Source organism: Corallococcus interemptor (assembly GCF_003668875.1).
Taxonomy (GTDB): domain Bacteria; phylum Myxococcota; class Myxococcia; order Myxococcales; family Myxococcaceae; genus Corallococcus; species Corallococcus interemptor.
In genome coordinates this window covers 91,300-108,387 of sequence record NZ_RAWM01000003.1, presented here as the reverse complement: position 1 = coordinate 108,387, position 17,088 = coordinate 91,300, and the positions used below count along the sequence as shown (strand labels likewise).

The window sequence follows — 17,088 nt, the reverse complement described above, 5'->3', positions numbered from 1 at the left end:
CCTAGTAGGCACGGCCCTGGCCGCCATCCACGGGGAGCGTGGCGCCCGTCACCCACTTCGCCCGCTCGGAGCAGAGGAAGGCGACCACGTCCGCCACCTCTTCAGCCGTGCCGAAGCGGCCCCAGGGAATCTGCTCGCGCACCATCTTGGCCACGGCCTCCGGGTCGTGCTGCTGGCGTCTGTCCCAGCTGCCGCCCGGGAAGAAGATGGAGCCCGGGGCCACGGCGTTGACGCGGATGCGGTGGGACGCCAGGTCCACGGCCATCTCCTTGGTGAGCGCGATGAGGCCCGCCTTGGCGGCGCTGTAGGGCGCGCTGGTGGCGTACTCGCGGCCGAAGATGGAGCTGATGTGCACGATGCTGCCGCCGCCAAGCTGGCGCATCACCGGCAGCGCGCGCTGGCTGCACCAGACGGCGGACATCAGGTTGCGCTGGATGACGTCGTTCCACTGCTGGGTGCTGGCCGCGTCGAAGGCGCCCGCGCCGCCGCTGCCGCCCACGTTGTTCACCAGGATGTCCAGCGAGCCGAAGGCGCGCACCGCGGAGTCCACCGCCAGGTACGCGCCCTCCTGCGTGGCCACGTCCGCGACCACGGTGGCCACCTGGGCGCCCTCGGAGCGCAGCTCCTTCGCCAGTACCTCCAGCGGCTCCAGGTGGCGCGCGCACACGCACACCCGGGCGCCCTCGTGCGACAGCACCGTGGCGATGGCCCGCCCGATGCCCCGGCTGCTGCCGGTGACGAGCGCTGTCTTTCCCGTGATTCCCAGTTCCATGCCGTCCCTTCTACCGCCGCGCCGGGCCGGGTGGGGGACGGGATTCACCGCGGGCGTTCAAAGGCGTTCGAAGACGTCCAGCCGCCAGGTGCCCTCCATCTCGCCGCGCAGGTGGCGCAGGTGCCTGGGGGCCAGCTGGCGGAAGGCGGCGTGGACCTCGTGGCCGCTGCAGCGCATGTCGCGCGTCTGGCCGGTCCAGTGCACGAGGACCAGGTGCCCGCCGCGCTCCAGGTGCTCCAGGATGCGCTGCTGCGCGAGCGCCAGCTCCGTGAGGCTCCAGTACGCACCGCGCCCGGACATGAGGGTGAGGTCGAAGGTCCCCTCGGGGTAGCGGTCCGGCACGCTCATGCGCTCGAAGCGCACGTGCGGCAGGTGGCGGCAGCGGTGGATGGCGCGGGCCTGGGCGGACTCGGAGGGCTCCAGGGAGAGCAGGGCGTCACAGCGCTCCTGGAGCTTCTCCGTGAGCAGGCCGGTGGCGCCGCCAATCTCCAGCGCGTTGCGGTAGCGCGCGCGGGGGAGCGCATCCAGGGTCACGTCGTCGCGGCTGCGCACGCAGCCCAGCGCGTCCAGGGGCCACGGTTGTTCGGCCTCCCGGGACGCGAGGGGCGGGGCCGGCAGGATGGCGGAGGACGGTTTCATCGGGAGGGGCTCCTGGGGGGCGTGTCCTCACGATGGGAGCCGCCCGGGCCCTCCACATCCCGTCCTCGCGGGGCAGGCGGAGCGTCGGGCGGTGGTCAGCCGCCGCGCCAGGTGTCCGGCTGACAGGACCACGGGAGCTCCTCGCCGCGCCGGTCGCAGTGGAAACCCTCGGCGCAGGGGTTGGGACCGTTCGGGTCACAGGCCTGGAGACAGTGGTAGTGGTCGCAGACCTGGCCCTCTTCGCAGGCCGGATTCGTGGGGGAGCAGCGATGGAGGCATTCCGCCCAGACCTTGCCCGGGAACTCCGGGTTCGAGCGCACCTCGCATTCGCGGCCCTCGGGACAGGGGGTATCCAGACAGTTCGGTCCATAGATGGACGCGCAGATGGAGGTGCCCTCCTTGAACGGAATGCAGCGCTCCCCCTGGAGGCAGCCCTGCTTCTCACAGGTGGGAAGACACGCAGGGGCCGGCTTCACGTCCGCGCAGAAGAAGCCCTCGGGACATGACTCATGCTGGCCTGGCGTGCAGGCGCGGGCGCAGTAGCCATCCCTGCCCCTGCACTCGAGGCCATCAATGCAGGCGGCGGTGACGTCAAAAGGAGTCCGCAGGCAGCCCTGACCTTCCTGTCGGATGCCGACGAGGAGGCAGAGCCTGATCAGGCCCCCCTCTGTCCTGGGGGCGATCACGGTCCTGCAGCGTTGGTCCTCAGGACACTGGCTATCGGTCGTGCATTCGCTGTCCGAGCAGTAGCTCCGGAAGCGGCCGTCGTGGAAGCAGACGAGAGGGGCCTCACACTCGGTCTGCTCCGAACAGGTTTGATGGTAGGTCGCCCGCCGCATCCGCGCGTCGTAGTCCAGCATGGGGACCAGCCCCTTGGGGTCCACGACGGGCGACGCGCGGGCTTCCCGGACGCTTCTGAGGAGCAAGACCGCGGGTGCCAGGAGCACGAGGCAGGCCAGCAGGCTCAGGGGAACATGCCAGGGCCGTGTCATCGGCCACCACACCGGGCAATGCATTCCTCGGTCGGCTCGGCGTCATCGGGACAGAGGTCCTCGTAAACCTTCGCGTCACATCCCGCTTCGTGAATGCGCTCCAACGCATCCTGGTGCGCCGCCCGGTCCAGCTTCCCTCCCGGGCGGTGCACCTCCGGGCATGCCGCCAGCCCGCCCAGGACGCACAGCCACAGCCCCACCGCGTGTGCTCGGCCCATGACGGTCCAGGCTAGCCGTGGCCTGGAACCGTCAGGCATTGCCCCTGCGGGCAATGATGTGTCACGCGGACTGGAAGCGGGCCTCCGCCGGACGCGCTCCACCCGAGCGCTTCACGCCGTGGTCCCCGTTCGCGGACAGGTGCTCCAGCAGCTTGAACACCGTCTCTGCCTCATCCGCCGCGCCGATGTCCTGCGCCAGCTGATCCGCGGACCGCGCCTCCGCCTTCGCGGACTTCAGCTTCGCGAGCAGCTTGCCCTGCAGCTCCAGCACGCGCCCCGCGGCCTTCTTGCCCGCCTCCACGCCCGGCTGGTGATAGGCATTGATGTTCACCAGGCTCGCGTAGAAGCCCACCGCGCGCTCATACAACGCAATCAGCGCCCCCACCGTGCGCGCGCTCACGTCCGGCACGGTGAGCGTCATCGACTCGCGGCCCTTCTCGAACAGCGCCCGGCGCGTGCCCAGGAGGAACCCCAGGAGGTAGTCGCCGCTGGTGTTCTCACCCTCCACCGCCAGGGACCTACCGTCGCGGTCCTTCAGCACCTCCACGAAGGTGGCGAAGAAGTTGTTCACGCCCTCGCGCAGCTGCTGCACGTAGGCGTGCTGATCCGTGGAGCCCTTGTTGCCGTAGACGGCGATGCCCTGGTTCACGACCTTGCCGTCCAGCGACAGCTCCTTGCCCAGCGACTCCATCACCAGCTGCTGGAGGTACTTGGACATCAGCATCAGCCGGTCCTTGTACGGCAGGATGACCATGTCCTTCTGGCCCTTGCCGCCGCCCGCGTGGAACCACATCAGCGCGAGCAGCGCCGCCGGGTTCGCCGCCGCGTCATGCACGCGCGTCGCCGCGTCCATGGCCTTCGCGCCCGCGAGGAAGCCGTCCACGTCCAGCCCCTGCAACCACGCCGGCAACAGCCCCACCGCCGACATCACCGACGTGCGCCCGCCAACCCAGTCCCACATGGGGAAGGTGCGCAGCCACTTGTGGCCCTTGGCGTAGTTGTCCAATTCGCTGCCGTCGCCCGTCACCGCGACCGCGTGCGCGCCGAAGTCCAGACCGCGCTGCGTGTAGGCGGCCTCCGCCTCCAGCATGCCGTTGCGCGTCTCCTTGGTGCCGCCGGACTTGCTGATGACCACGGTGAGCGTCTCCGCCAGCCGCTCGCCCAGGCCGTTGAGCACCCGGTCCATCCCGTCCGGATCCGTGTTGTCCAGGAAGTGCACCTGCATGGCGTCCCGGCCGCTGCCCAGCGCGTCCGCCACCAGCTGCGGACCCAGCGCCGAACCGCCGATGCCGACAATCAGCACCTGCGTGAACTTCGCCGCCTTCGCGGGCTTCACCTTGCCCGCGTGCACGTCCTTCGCGAACGCGGCCACCTGGGCCTGCATGTCCGTGATGGCCGTCTTCAGCTCCGCCTCCGGCGCCAGCTCCGGGGCGCGCAGCCAGTAGTGGCCCACGCGGCGCTTCTCATCCGGATTGGCGATGGCGCCCTTCTCCAGCGCGTCCATGGCCTGGAACGCCGCGTCCATGCGCGGGCGCATCCCGTCCAGGAAGTCCGCGCCGAAGTTCATGCGGGAGATGTCCAGCGTGAGCCCCACGGAGGGGACGACGCACAGGTGCCGCTGGTACCGCTCCCACAACTCGCGCTCCGTCATGACCCGACTCCCTTGCAAGGGGCGCCGACCTCATGCGCGGCGCCCGCCAGAACCGTCGCGGCGCACCGTAGCAAGGCCCGCACGGCGCGGAGGCAACGATGTCGCGCCCCGCGTTGCCTGGACGTCGCTTCCACGCCGGGGCTGTCCTCCACCCGGAAAAGGGCACCGCCGGCGTTGGAGCTTCAGGGCGCCGAGGGCGCGGCCTCCACCGGGGGCGCCGGAGGCGGTGCCTCCTTGGGCTTCCACGCCGGGTTGCGGAAGATGTAGCCCAGCCGCTGGCTCAGCGGTCCCGGGCGGGCCGCGTCCTTCGCGATGGCGGCGAACTCATGGAACGCGATGCGCACCGGGTTGTGCGTGGTGAGGTTCTTCGTCAGGCCGTAGATGGGACGCTCGGTCTCCGGGACGAACGTGCCGAAGAGGCGGTCCCAGATGATGAGGATGCCCGCGTAGTTCACGTCGATGTAGGCCGCGTTGGACGCGTGGTGCGCGCGGTGGTGCGACGGCGTGTTGAACAGCCACTCAATGGGACGCGGCAGCCGGTCAATGGCCTCCGTGTGGATCCAGTACTGGTACAGCAGGCTCACCGCCTGCTGCGTGACGATCATCTCCGGGGAGAAGCCCAAGAGGGCCAGCGGCGCCCAGAACACCCAGCCCGTCATGGGCGTCCACGTCTGACGCAGCGCCGTGGACAGGTTGTAGTGCTGGCTGGAGTGGTGCACCACGTGCGACGCCCAGAACAAGCGGCTCTCGTGGTGGACGCGGTGGAAGGCGTAGTAGCAGAGGTCTTCCAGGAAGAAGAGCAGCACCCACGCCAGCAGGCCGTGGCCCATGCGCAGCGGCGTCAGGTGGTAGAGCGCCGCGTAGCCCGCGAACGCCACGCCCTTCCAGAACACGCTCACCGCCACGTTGCCCAGGCCCATGGACAGGCTGGCCAGCGTGTCCTTCCAGGTGTGGCCCTTGATGGATTCGCCCCGCTCCTGCCGCAGCTTCTTCACCCAGAAGACCTCGGCGATGACGGTGATGACGAACACCGGGATGGCCGGGGTGATGAGGTCGGGGATGTGTGACATGTCCATGGCTGCGGACCTCCTTGCGAATCAATCCCTGGGTGCGAACGCGACGCGCATGAAGCGCGCCAGCGTGTCCAGCATGCGGCGGTGCGCCGGGTCTTCCGGGCGGGCCGCGCCGCCCACCGCCGCGCCCTGCACCGCGTCCAGCGCCAGCTCCACCACGTCGTCGAAGTCCGGGTGCGTGGCGGCCACGTCCGGGAACAGCTCGCGCGCCACGCGGTGCAGGTTCTGGCGGTGCGGCCCGTCCACCGCCGCCAGCGCCTTCTGCAGCTCCGGGCTGGTGCGCGCCGCGACGTACAGCTCGATGGCGGCCTGCAGCTCCGGCCGCTGGTAGGCGGCCCACAGCATGTCCACCGCCGCGCCCACCCGGTCCCTGCCGGACGGGCGCGCGCCCACGCCCGCGAGGAAGTCCTGGATGAGGCGCGGGAAGAGGTGCTCCACCGCCACCGCGAGCAGCTCCTCCTTCGTCTCGAAGTGCGTGAAGAGCGCCCCCTGCGACACCCCCGCCCGCTTCGCCACCTCCACCGTCGTCAGCCGCGCGTAGCCCTGCTCCACCAGCGTCTCGATGGTGGCGTCCAGCAGCTTGCGGCGCGTCGACTCGCGGCGCTCCGCCTGCGTGCGGCGCGCTGGGGCCGCGGCCTGCGCCATCTTCCGGGGGGCGGACTTCGGGGGCATGCCGGAACCATAATCGGCCACTTAAAAAGTGACCAGTCACTTTCTGAAGGGGGCTTCCGGGGGTGGCTGATCGCGGACCTCCGGGCCTGCCCGTGAGGCGCCCGGGCGGGCGGGCGTCTGCCTTTACCTCGGGTCAGCTGACAGGGATTGGAGCGGATGAGGCTGGGAGGCCCAATGCCTGCCAACGGGACAGGCGAGGAGACAGGCGCTCCTGCGCTTTCGAGCCGTTTTCCCTCTGGAATGTGGTCAAGGGTCGCCCCCGTGAGACAGGGCAGGGCCCGGCTCGGCTGCTAGTGATCCGTTCGGGACTGAGCGAAAATGGCTGGGAAATAGCGCAAGGCCTTGCACCGGTTGTCCGCCCGCCCCGATATGAACTTCTCCGCTCTTCTCGTCGGCTCCCTCCTTGCTTCGGCTCCTGCTGTCCCCTCGCCCGCGAACATGCCTGAGGTAGGCGTGCCGTTCGCCTGTGGTCGCATCTATACGGTCAGCCAGGGTCATGAGACGGGCAGCCACCAGCACAACGACACGTTCGCGTGGGACTTCCGCATGCCGGAGGGCACGCCCATCGTGGCGGCGCATGACGGTGTCGTGCGCATGGCGCGCGGTGACAGCCGGCAGGGTGGTTGCGGCGAGCAGTTCGCGCCGCTGGCCAACTACGTCGTCATCTCGCACGGCGACGGGCTGGAGACGCAGTACCTGCACTTCAGCGCCGTGGTGGTGAAGGCCGGTGAGAAGGTGAAGGAGGGCCAGCTCATCGGCTTCTCCGGCGCGACGGGCTGGGCGTGCGGCGCGCACCTGCACTTCAAGGTCGCCAAGGAGCAGGGTGCCGGCTGGAACAACCCCTCCGTGCCCGCGCGCATCGTGGGCTATGGGGACCCGGTGCGTGACACGCTGGTGTCGGCGCCGCTGTGCAAGGACTCCGCGCAGCCGATGATGGCCTCCAACGGCGGCGTCCACATGCCCGGCCAGGCCGTGATGTCCATGTCACCCGACAGCGCGAATCCGCTCCAGGATGCGTCGCGCGGCCTGCCGCCCGGTGCCAAGGCCATCATCGACGGTCTCTCCCAGCCTCCTGCCCAGGGCGGCGAGGGCCTCGACAAACCGGCTCCGGCCCGCTCTCCCCGCATGGCGAGCGGCTCCGACGAGACTCGCTGACGCGAGCAGCGCTCCGGCGCCCGCGAGCAGCCCGAAGAAGGCCCCCGCGTTGAGGAAGTACTCCAACGGCAACAGGGGGCCTTCAATGTATCCGCGCACCACGCGGTAGCCCACGTGCCCCAGCAATGCGAGCAGGGGCAGGTTGATGAGCGGCAGCACCAGCCACCGGGCCGTGCGCCACCAGCGGGCCACGGCCTCCGCGACGGCGGTGGAGGCCGTGTAGCGCCAGGCGCCCGCGCGGGCCATGCGCAGCTCCGCCAGCATCGCGTCCACGTCCGGCACGCCCAGCGCTTCCGCCTCCAGGCCCTGGGTGCGCGCCACGCTGCGCGCCTCCGCCAGGGCGGTGCGCGCGGCGGACTCCGCGAGGAAGTCGTCCTCGAAGGGCTCCACCACCGCCACCTCCGCGGCGCGCGCACGCGTGCGGTCCCTGACGGCATCCACCACGGTGGAGGCCGCCGCCACGGCGAGCCCCGCGGGCAGGCTGCGACGGCCCACCAGCGCAGCGGCGCCCATGCCGGACGCACCCCACAATGACAGCCGCAGCCCCCACGCGGCGGGACCCCAGAAGCGGCCCGCGGCCTGCCGGCGCACCTCCGACGCCAGGTGTCCGTGGGCCAGCGACAGCCGCGCGTCGAAGTCCGCCTGGAGCGACTCCGCCGCGCGCGCGAGCCCCGCGTCCAGCGCGGTGCGCGTCTTCGCGAGCAGTGCGTCCGTGTCGGTGAGCGCCGTCTGCACGGTGGAGGCGAACTCCTCCAGCGCGCCCAGTGCGTTGGTGTGGCGCACGCGCGCGGCGACGGCCTGGGTGGCCAGGCCCCGGAGGTGGAAGAGGAGGGGGCCGAACTCGCCGGAGACGTCCTGGCCGTCCTTCGCGGCGCGCGCGCTGATGGCGAAGACGGGCACGTCCTCCGCGGCCAGGCCGTAGTGCTGGGTGGCCACGCGGCGGACCTGGGACTTCAGCGCGTCGCGGGACTCGGCGGACAGCTCATCCGCGAAGTTGAGGATGAAGACGAGCGCGCGGCGGCGGGCGAACTCGGAGAGGAACTCCACCTGGGTGGCCTCCGCCACGCTGCCCCGGTGCATGACCACGAGCGCCACGTCCGCCTTGTCCAGCGCGGCGCGCGCGACGTCGCGGTGCGCGGTGGCCACGCTGTTCAGGTCCGGCGTGTCGATGAAGACCTGACCGCTCCACAGGCCCTGGGGGCCGGGCGTGTAGCGCACGACGCGCGCGCCGGTGCGGGCCAGCTCGTCCGTGGCCGTGCCCTCCGGCGCGAAGAGGGTGGAGACGGTGCTGGTGGGGCGGTCCACGCCTTCACGGGAGAGGTTCTGTCCGGAGAGGGCGTTGAGCAGGGTGGACTTGCCCGCGCCGGTGGCGCCCACCAGCGCGACGACGAGCGGCGCGTCCCTGCGCGCCATGCCCCGCGCGTAGTCCTCCAGCAGGCGCTCCAGGCGCGGGCCATGCGGCTTGAGCGCGGGCAGCGACAGGGCGTCGGTGAGCAGCGGGCGGAGGGCTTCGGGGTCGGGGAGGCGGGTGTCGTCCACGGAAGGGCCAGCGTGGCGTGGCGCGCGCGTGGTGGCTACCGGGATGTGCGGCGACGGTGCGCCAGCGTGCATTCCCCTCCCTGGACGGCGGGGGATGGCCTGCTGCTACGGTCCGTGACACATGCACTTTCGTACCGTCCGTGGGTGGTGTCTGGGGCTCCTGCTGACCGTGTCCGCGACCCGGGCCTCCGCCGCGGAACCGCCGTCGCAGGGCGTGGTCCTCGCCGCCGAGCCTCGGACCTTCGCGGAGGCGAAGGCGCTGCCTCCCAAGCTCACGGAGTCCGCTGCCTGCGACCTGGGTCTGGGCAAAACCCCCGACCTCATTGTCTCCCAGACCGTGGACGTGACGCAGGCCCTCCCGGACTTCTGCCGGCCCGCCGAGGCGGTCATCACCCAGAAGCTGTCCCTGCCAGACGGCTCACATGTCGAGCGCCGCTTTCGCGTCGTGGATGACGCTCCGGGCACCCAGCTGCCACCGCCTCCTCCGCGTCCGCGCATCCGCGCCCGCTGCGAGGCGCGGCGGCTGGAGCTGTCCGTGGAAGGCGTGCCCGAGTCCCCCTCGTTGACGCTGGAGCCCATCGGTATCGGCGTCACCTCCGGCTCGGTGAAGTTCCGGGTGTCCCGGGACAGCGAAGCCCGCTTCCTGCCCCTCCTGGCCCGCGACGACGCCGGGGCGCGCAGGGCGCTGGAGGAATGGGACTTCCTGGTGGGCAAGGGCGTCCCCTCCCGCATGTACGTTCGCGACGCGAACCTGCCGGAGGCGGACAGCGTCGCGGGGCTGGCCGCCGCGCTCGAGCGCGCCCGGAGCCGCGCCACCCTGGCCGCGGGCGAAGACGTGGAGCAGTACAGCCCTCGGGATGTCCTGGCTCCGGACCTGGAGGGAGACCGGCCGCCGTTGAAGACAGGCGCTCCCGAAACCATCGGCGAGGTCCAGCCGTCCGAGTCGGACTCGGACCTGTTCTGGCGCCAGGGACGGCTGTGCGTGGTGCAGCAGGACACCGGCAAGCGGATGCGCTGCTACGACCCCATGGCGCGGCGCTGGGGCAAGGCCGTCCCCGTGGACCGGGGTGACGGGAGCCTTCGCATGGGGCGCTGCGGCGTTCCCCTGGGGACCCGGAACGTCCGTCCTCCTGGAGGGTTCCCGCCTGAATTGCGTTTGTCTTCCCGGGCCGTCCTGTTCTGGACCGGCGGGGTCCACGGGGCGCAGGTCATGGAGGTCCCTGATGGGGATGGCCCACCGCGCCTGCGCGCGCCGGAAGCGGAGGAACTGAAGAAGGCGATGCTCGCGTCCACCGGCTCGCGGCTCTTTGGCGAAGGCCGCTTCATCCTGGACGAGGACCGCAAGCAGTTCTGCTCCGTGCGCAAGCCCCTGGGGTGCTGGTCCCTGCGATGGGGCGGTCAGGAGGATGAGGGCGCCAATCAGTTGTCGGAGGCCCGCGTATCTCCGGATGGCCGGTGGATCGCCTACCTTCGCGACGCTCCTCCGAGCAAGGTGGACTCGGATGAACGGACGCTGAGCCTGGTCGTGCGCTCTCTTGAGCTGGGGCCGTACGTCGCGCCTCGGGTGCTCGCTTCGACGGAAGCGCCGCTCGCGCGGACGGACGTGGTGATGCCGAAGCCGGTCTGGGACGGGCCCGCGCTGAAGTGGGACGACAACGACCGCCTCGACCGGGCGCGGATCTCCTGCGACCTGGGCCAGGACCCACGCATTCCTTTCGAAATGGAGACGCAGCGCATCGTCTCGCCGTACGACCCCCTCAGCCCCGCGGACAACTGTCACGGCGGCTGGGTGAAGCTGCGTCAGGAATTGACCGCACCCGGGAACCTGAAGTTCGTGCGCTACGCCAATGCCATCGCCGGGGACAGCCGGTTACCGGAAGGCGATGTGAAGGTGCGCTGCCAGCCGGGCCGCATGTCGTTGTGGATGGAGGGCGTGCCCGGCTTCCCGGCGTTGACGCTGGCCGCGAACATGGGCGCGTTCGGCGCGGTGCGCTGGGCCCTGGCGCCGGAGACCGAAGCCCGGCTCCAGGCACTGCTCGCCCGCGACGACGCGCCCGCCCGCGAGGCCCTGGAGGCCTTCGCGCGGCTGGTGAAGATGAACGAGGCCGCGCGCGAGGCCGCGTATGGGAAGACGCCGAATGAGGACGGGCGCATCTCCCGCATGGGTTGTGTCTCCACTGCGCTGGAGGCCATCGCCGCCCGGCGGGCGCTCGCGGACGGGGTCCACCCGGAGCTGCACGGCTCGCTGAAGACAGACGGCGGCTGCGCCGAGCGCTACGGCATGCGCGCCCTCCAGCAGCGGCTCCAGGCCGCCACGCTTCCGCCTCCACCGCGCTTCAGGGGGCTGAAGGGGAGGGCGGAGGTCATCGGCCGGGTGGAGTCCGTTCCCAGCATCCCTCCGGAGCGCGGGCCCCAGCTGTACTGGAGGGATGGCACCCTGTGCCAGGTCCAGCCGGATGGCGCACAGGTGCGCTGCTACGACCCGGCGGCGCGCAAGTGGGGCCCCCTGGTCAACAAGCAGGACCGCCCGTTCCCGCGAGAGGACCTGCTCCAGAAGTCCGAGTATCACCCGGGCGCGTGCTACCCGATGGGAGGCCGCTCCGTTCCCGTGTCGGAACAGCTGCGGGACGTCCTGCCGTTGTCGCCGAGGGCCTCGCTGTTCGCGGACACCTCGCGCGGTGAGTTGGCTCCGGAGTTCAAGGTCCTCGAAGTCCCCAAGGATGCGGGCCCCGTGCGCACGCGTGCACCCACCGCGGAGGAGCTGGTGCTCGCGGCGCGCGCCGGCGGAGGATCCGCCTTGCTGGAGGGCAGGTTCCTGCTGCACGCCCCGAAGAACGAACGCTCACCGTGGCTGTGCACGGCGGTGCGCCCGTGGAGGTGCTGGAGTCTGGACCTGGAGTCCGAGGCCTACGCCGTGTTCGCGGCCATGGCGTCGCCCGATGGCCGCTGGCTGTCCTACGTGCGGATTGCCCGGCAGAAGCCATACATCGAGGAGCTCATGCTGCTGCCGCTGCCGCCCATCCCTTGAGCCTCAGCTCGCGACGGCCTCGGCGGCCTGGGGGAACTGGGCCGGGTCCCCGAAGGTCTTCCACAGCCAGGCGTTCACGTCGAAGCGCGGGTCGCCCAGCTGGCGTCCCAGGTCCATGCCGTCCCAGGCCAGGCGCTGATCCTCCGGAGGGCCCATGTCACTGAGCGTGCCCGTCAGCTTGTTGAATTGTTCCTCGGGGAAGCTTTCGTTGGAGGCGCCGAACATCGCGTAGAAGGCCAGGTGGTGGGTCGGGTCTTCGTCGAGGTGGCCAGTGCGAAAGCCGGTGGGCGGGAGCGGGTGCGGGTGGTTGAGGTTCCAGCGCTGCTCGCGCTCAGACGTCAGGCCATCCAGGCCGGAGTCCGTGCCCGCGAACAAGAGGCCCAGGTCGCGCCCGGCCTCCGCGCCATGGATGCGCGTGATGGAGCCGTCGCCGGTGGTGAGCAGCCAGCGGACGCGCTGGGCCGCGCGGGAGAACAGCTCCAGGGTGAGCCGTCCTTCGCGGCGCTCCTCCTGGGCCCGCTCCCGGAGGAAGTCGCGCCGCAGGTGGGCGTGTTGCCGGAAGAACTCGCGCACCGCCGCCACCCGCCGTGCCGCGACGGCGGTCAGCCAATGTCCCCGGGCATCCATGAAGGCCACGGCCTCCACCTGGATGGCGCTGTCGGAAAGTGGCGGCGGAGGATCAGGACGGTGCGCCATGAAGGTTCTCCCGGGGAAAGAGACACCGGAAAGGTCGGAACGCTTCACGGGGCCGGGAGTGGGGACTCCCCCACGCTTGTCTGCCATTGCGCATCACGGGGGCAAACCGTGCGCCCATGCGCATTGACCCGGGCCGCCCGGGTGTCAGGCGGCGTCCGGTGATGTGGGGCCTCCCCCTTCCGCACCGGGGAGCACGGCCTTCAGGGCCTTGAGCAGCCCGACGGCCGTGACGGGCTTCTGCAGGAACGAGCCGACCGGGTGGTCCGCCAGCGCCTTGCGGCTGGCGCTCGTCATGACCACCACCGGCAGCTCGCGCAGGTGCTCCTGGCTCCGCATCCGCGTGAGCAGGCCGCGGCCGTCCAGGAGCGGCAGCATCAGGTCCAGGAGCAGCACGTCGGGCGTGCCGGCCTCCAGCTCCCGCAGGGCCTCCAGTCCGTTGCGGGCCACCTGCACCTCGAAGCCGGCGTCCTGCAACACGTCCCGGATGGCGTCCGCCAGGGTCTCCTCGTCCTCCACCACGAGGATGCGTGACATCACCCGTCCTCCCCGGCCCGGCCAGGCCCGCCGGATGTCAGCCTGATTCCCGTGGAGGCCCTGGACCCCTGGACGCGGGCATGGGGCTGCCCGGTGAGCATGGCCTCCAGCGCCACGTACGACTCCCCGACGCGCGGGCCCTCGTTCGTGATGCGCAGCTCGCGCAGGAACGGGTCGTTGGCGCTGTCGCGCATCTTCAGCACCGTGATGAGCCGGTGCAGCTCGCCGTGCAGCTCGAAGAAGCGCAGGAAGACCACGTTGTCACAGATGGCGTCGATGCCCCGGATGGGCGAGTGCAGCTCCGGGCCGAACATGTCGTTCGTCTGCTGGGTGATGAGCAGGGTGACGTCCCGCTCGCGCAGCGCGTTGATGAGCGCGGTGATGAAGCGCGTGGTGCGCTCCGGGTCGATGGCCTCCTTGGCGAAGGGCTCCAGGCCATCCAGCACCAGCCGCCTCACGCCCTGCTCCTTCACCAGCAGTATCAGCTCCTGGGCCATCGCGTCGGGCAGCGTCTCCACCGGCGCGCGCGCCTCCAGCCGCAAGAGCCCCTGGCGCTGCAGCGGCTCCAGCTCCAGACCGATGTTCTGGCACTTGAGCGTGAGCTGCGCGCCGCTCTCCGCGAAGCCGAAGTAGAGCCCCGGCTCTCCCTTCTTCGCCCCTTCCTCCAGGAACGACATGCCGATGATGGTCTTGCCGCTGCCCGGGCTGCCCATGATGAGCGTGGAGGACCGGGTGACGAGCCCCCCGGAGCACATGGCGTCCAGCCCCTCGATGCCCCAGCGGCTGCGGTCGCGCGGGTCCGCCAGCTTGCGGGGCGTCTCGCGCATCACCGCCTCGAAGCGCGGGTAGATGCTCACGCCCTTCTCGTCGATGAGGAAGGTGTGCCGGCCCGGGATGTTGTTGCTGCCACGGAACTTGGTGACCTCGATGCCGCGCGTGGCCTTGAGCCCGATGAGGTCCGCGCTCAGGGCCACGACGCCGTCGACGACGCCGAACTCGGGGCCCGTGCCCTTCTGCGTCTCCGTGTTCAGCAGCAGCGTCGTGCAGTCCAGGGCGGCCAGCCGCACGTTGAGCGCCTGGAGCAGCTCGCGCAGGTCCTCGGCTGGCCGCAGCCGCTCCTTGAGGACCATGAGGCCGTCCACGATGAGCAACCTGGCGCCACGCTCCCGGACCGTGCGGACCAGCATGTCCACGAAGCCCTTGCCCCCGCCCTCCCGCAGCGAGGGCAGCCCGCTGACGTAGTGGACCCGGGTGCCCACGAAGTCCCGCTGGAAGAAGCGGAAGGAGCTCAGGTGCAGGAGCATGCGCTCGTGGGTCTCCGCCAGCAGCGTCACGTAGAGGCTGCTGGCGTCCGACTCGGCGGCGCGGAAGCACATCTCGTTGGCGAGCGTCGTCTTGCCGCTGCCCGGGGGGCCGGCGATGAGGTACAGGCCGCCGCGCAGCAAGCCGCCACACAGGATTTCATCCAGGTGGGGCGTCCCGCTCTTGAAGCGCGCAGCGGTCTCCTCCTCCCGCAAGTCGTCCATCCCCTGGCTCCTCCCTCTGGACCCAAATATGGGACGTCCCACCTGAACCCTGGACCGCCCGGAGGCGTGGCAGGCGGGCAGGCTTGAAACGCCAGGACGCCGGACGCGAGGGGCCCGCTGCCCCCTCCCGCCCGGCGTCCGTCGTGACAGGTGCTGACTACAGCGAGTTGACGAACTTCAGGAGCGCGTTGCGGTCCGACGCGCTGAGGTTCACGAAGGCCTGCCTGGCGGCCTCGCCCTCGCCGCCGTGCCAGAGGATGGCCTCGGTGACGTTGCGCGCACGGCCGTCGTGCAGGTACGCCTCACCGCCGGACACGCCCGCAGTCAGGCCAATGCCCCACAGCGGCGGCGTGCGCCACTCGGAGCCGGAGGCCTGGCCTTCCGGCAGGTTGTCCGCCAGGCCCGGGCCCATGTCGTGCAGCAGCAGGTCCGTGTACGGGCGGATGGTCTGGCCGCGGAACTCGTTCATCGCCGCGTAGGGGCTGGTGGTCAGCGTGGGCGCGTGGCACTTCGCGCAGCCCGCGTTGGTGAACACCGTCTCGCCCTGCAGCGCCGTCGCGTCCGAGTGGTCGCGGCGCGCCGGGACACCCAGCAGCGCGATGTAGCGGGTGAGCTTGTCCAGGTCGTTGTCGGACAGCTCCGCGCTCGTGCCCGCGCAGCCCTGCTGCGACGAGCCGCAGTCCTGCGTCTTGAACACGTTGGACGTCACGCCCATGTCGCTGTTGAGCGCCTCCGCCACCTGGTGCTTCACGCGCGCCGCGCCCGCCTTCCAGCCGAAGCGGCCCATGCGGGTGACGCCCGTCTCCGGGTCCTTCACCGTCTGCATGCGGCCGGAGATGCCGTCGCCGTTCGCGTCGTTGGGGTCCGCCAGGCCGGCGATCTGGGACTCCGGCACCGCCTCCAGCAGGCCCATGCCAATCAGCTGCGGCGAGATGCGCGCGGAGTAGTTCGTCGGCGTCACGTTGAGGAAGCTGTAGTTGGGCTTGCGCAGGCTGTACGTCGTGCCGCCGTTGAGCGTGCCGCTGGCCGTCGTCGTCCAGCTGCCGATGCGCACGTCCGCCTCCGGCGTGCCGCTGACCGCGCGCGGCTGCAGGCGGAAGCCCAGCGCCGGATCCACGGACACCACGCCGTTGTTCACCTTGCCCACCTTCACCACGTAGTTCTCCAGCGTGGTGTTGGTGGTGGAGGGCGGCAGGCCGCGGCCGTTCTGCTTGTGGCAGGAGACGCAGGACACGTTGACGTAGTTGTTGCCCAGCTTGTTCACCTGCGCCGTGAAGATGGGGTTGTCCGGCTCCGAGTGGCTGCCGTCACGGAAGTTCGTGTGGTGCAGGCGGCGGCCCTCCACGAAGGGCTGCGCGTTCACCGGCGCCAGGTTCGTGGGCATCTGCAGGAAGCGGTTGTCCGGCTCGTTGGAGAACGGCGTGTGCAGCGTTCCGCGGCCGCCCGACCAGGCCTTCTCCGGCAGCGCGAAGGAGTCGCGGATGCTGCCCTGACCCTCGAAGGGCACCAGGCCGCCCTGGCCCACGATGTAGAGCATGCCCGTGGAGTAGTAGTTGAAGCGGCCTTCCACCGGCTGCTGGAGGAACACGCCAATCTCCAGCTCCATCCGGTCACCCACGCGGATGGCGCGGCCTTCCTTGGCGTTGAAGTTCACCGACGACGTGTACTTGTAGTCGTTCACCTTCACGAAGTCCGCGTTGTGGAAGTACTCCGCCACCGTGTTGAGGCCACGGAAGAACGCGCGGAAGTCCGGCGAGTCGTACGGGTAGATGGTGTACAGGTTCACCGTGATGATGGAGCCGCCCTTGGCGACCGTGTCCACGATCTCAATCCAGTGGGTGCGCTTCTCGAAGTACAGCTTCAGGTAGTGGTCGTACGCCTGATACATGTCCTCGCGCATGTGGCGGTCGCGCACGCGGTCGCCCACGCGGGTGATGATGGCCGTGGAGGTGTTCTCCACCGTGGCCGGCTCCAGCGCGGTGGCGCTGGTGAACAGCGGCACCACCGGGCCCGCGTCGCCGTTGGGAGGAGGACCGGCGTCCACGCCCGTGCCCGCGTCCGGCGTGCCGGTGCCCGCGTCCGTGCCGGTGCCGGTGCCGCTGTGCGTGTAGCGCGTCCAGGTCGTGTCCCGCGCGCACGCGCACGACACGTCCCAGTACGTGAAGAAGTAGTCGATGGTGTTGCCGGCGCTCAGGCCCGTGACGGTGTACTGGTTGCGGCCTCCCGTCACCGTCATGCGGATGTTCTGCTGTCCGCCGCCATTGAGCACGTAGTGGATGTCCGCCCAGTCCGTCGTGTCGACGTAGAAGACGGCGGAGGAGCCCGATGGCGTAACGCCATACGTGGCGGCTTCTGCGGATTGAACCGCCAGACAACTGACGGCCAGGAATGCGAGCGCGATTCCCGTGAGTCTGCTTCGGCTCATGGTTGCGAACTCCATGGTGGGGGTGGATGGGGCGTGGGACGGCGAGCGCTGCGAAGGGGACTTCGTAGCTTGACCGAAGAAAGTAGGAACGCCCGGAAGCCGCAAGGTGGGATGCCGGAGAATTCGGCTTTGACGTGATAAATGATAAATAAGAGAAATTGATGTCAT

At 70.3% G+C, this 17,088-nt stretch carries 12 protein-coding genes and 1 pseudogene; 2 read left to right on the top strand and 11 right to left on the bottom strand.

Annotated elements, in window-relative coordinates; genetic code table 11:
* Window position 1: 1 nt before the first annotated feature.
* The 6 genes from D7X96_RS02060 to D7X96_RS02035 form a co-directional block, all read right to left on the bottom strand.
* Window positions 2-772 carry an SDR family NAD(P)-dependent oxidoreductase gene (locus tag D7X96_RS02060; protein WP_120550086.1) on the bottom strand — a complete coding sequence of 257 codons (771 nt, stop codon included), beginning with the start codon at window positions 770-772 and terminating at the stop codon, window positions 2-4.
* Between the two features lie 57 nt (window positions 773-829).
* On the bottom strand, window positions 830-1,411 hold the full coding sequence (locus D7X96_RS02055; protein ID WP_120550087.1) for a methyltransferase domain-containing protein: 582 nt from the start codon (window positions 1,409-1,411) through the stop codon (window positions 830-832).
* Between the two features lie 95 nt (window positions 1,412-1,506).
* Window positions 1,507-1,887 carry a hypothetical protein gene (locus tag D7X96_RS02050; RefSeq protein WP_244219417.1) on the bottom strand — a complete coding sequence of 127 codons (381 nt, stop codon included), beginning with the start codon at window positions 1,885-1,887 and terminating at the stop codon, window positions 1,507-1,509.
* Between the two features lie 795 nt (window positions 1,888-2,682).
* Window positions 2,683-4,272 (bottom strand): glucose-6-phosphate isomerase, encoded by a 1,590-nt coding sequence (locus tag D7X96_RS02045; RefSeq protein WP_121768835.1) that lies wholly within the window; start codon window positions 4,270-4,272, stop codon window positions 2,683-2,685.
* A 182-nt stretch (window positions 4,273-4,454) separates the two neighbouring features.
* Window positions 4,455-5,348: a sterol desaturase family protein gene (locus D7X96_RS02040; RefSeq protein ID WP_120550089.1), complete on the bottom strand. Its 894-nt coding sequence runs from the start codon at window positions 5,346-5,348 to the stop codon at window positions 4,455-4,457.
* Between the two features lie 21 nt (window positions 5,349-5,369).
* Window positions 5,370-6,017, bottom strand: a complete 648-nt coding sequence (locus tag D7X96_RS02035) for a TetR/AcrR family transcriptional regulator (protein ID WP_208647256.1) — start codon at window positions 6,015-6,017, stop codon at window positions 5,370-5,372.
* Between the two features lie 369 nt (window positions 6,018-6,386).
* Between D7X96_RS02035 and D7X96_RS41370 the strand changes: the two are divergent.
* A pseudogene (locus D7X96_RS41370) lies at window positions 6,387-6,779 on the top strand (M23 family metallopeptidase); the annotation flags it as partial.
* A gap of 222 nt (window positions 6,780-7,001) precedes the next feature.
* On the opposite strand, the gene D7X96_RS02025 reads toward D7X96_RS41370, so the two are convergent.
* Complete coding sequence (locus D7X96_RS02025) at window positions 7,002-8,711, bottom strand: GTPase (RefSeq protein WP_121768850.1); 1,710 nt, start codon at window positions 8,709-8,711, stop codon at window positions 7,002-7,004.
* Between the two features lie 121 nt (window positions 8,712-8,832).
* On the opposite strand from D7X96_RS02025, the gene D7X96_RS02020 reads away from it, so the two are divergent.
* Window positions 8,833-11,739, top strand: coding sequence for a PD40 domain-containing protein (locus D7X96_RS02020; protein WP_147468201.1), 2,907 nt, complete (start codon window positions 8,833-8,835; stop codon window positions 11,737-11,739).
* Window positions 11,740-11,742: 3 nt separating this feature from the next.
* Here the strand turns inward: D7X96_RS02020 and D7X96_RS02015 are convergent, their stop codons facing one another.
* From D7X96_RS02015 to D7X96_RS02000, 4 genes are all read right to left on the bottom strand, one after another.
* On the bottom strand, window positions 11,743-12,435 hold the full coding sequence (locus tag D7X96_RS02015; protein ID WP_121768833.1) for a hypothetical protein: 693 nt from the start codon (window positions 12,433-12,435) through the stop codon (window positions 11,743-11,745).
* A 144-nt stretch (window positions 12,436-12,579) separates the two neighbouring features.
* Window positions 12,580-12,969, bottom strand: coding sequence for a response regulator (locus D7X96_RS02010; protein WP_121768832.1), 390 nt, complete (start codon window positions 12,967-12,969; stop codon window positions 12,580-12,582).
* Window positions 12,969-14,495, bottom strand: a complete 1,527-nt coding sequence (locus tag D7X96_RS02005; protein ID WP_121768831.1) for an ATPase domain-containing protein — start codon at window positions 14,493-14,495, stop codon at window positions 12,969-12,971. The genes D7X96_RS02010 and D7X96_RS02005 overlap by 1 nt, the downstream gene beginning before the upstream one ends.
* Window positions 14,496-14,652: 157 nt before the next feature.
* Window positions 14,653-16,920 carry a di-heme oxidoreductase family protein gene (locus D7X96_RS02000; protein ID WP_208647255.1) on the bottom strand — a complete coding sequence of 756 codons (2,268 nt, stop codon included), beginning with the start codon at window positions 16,918-16,920 and terminating at the stop codon, window positions 14,653-14,655.
* Between the last annotated feature and the right edge of the window lie 168 nt (window positions 16,921-17,088).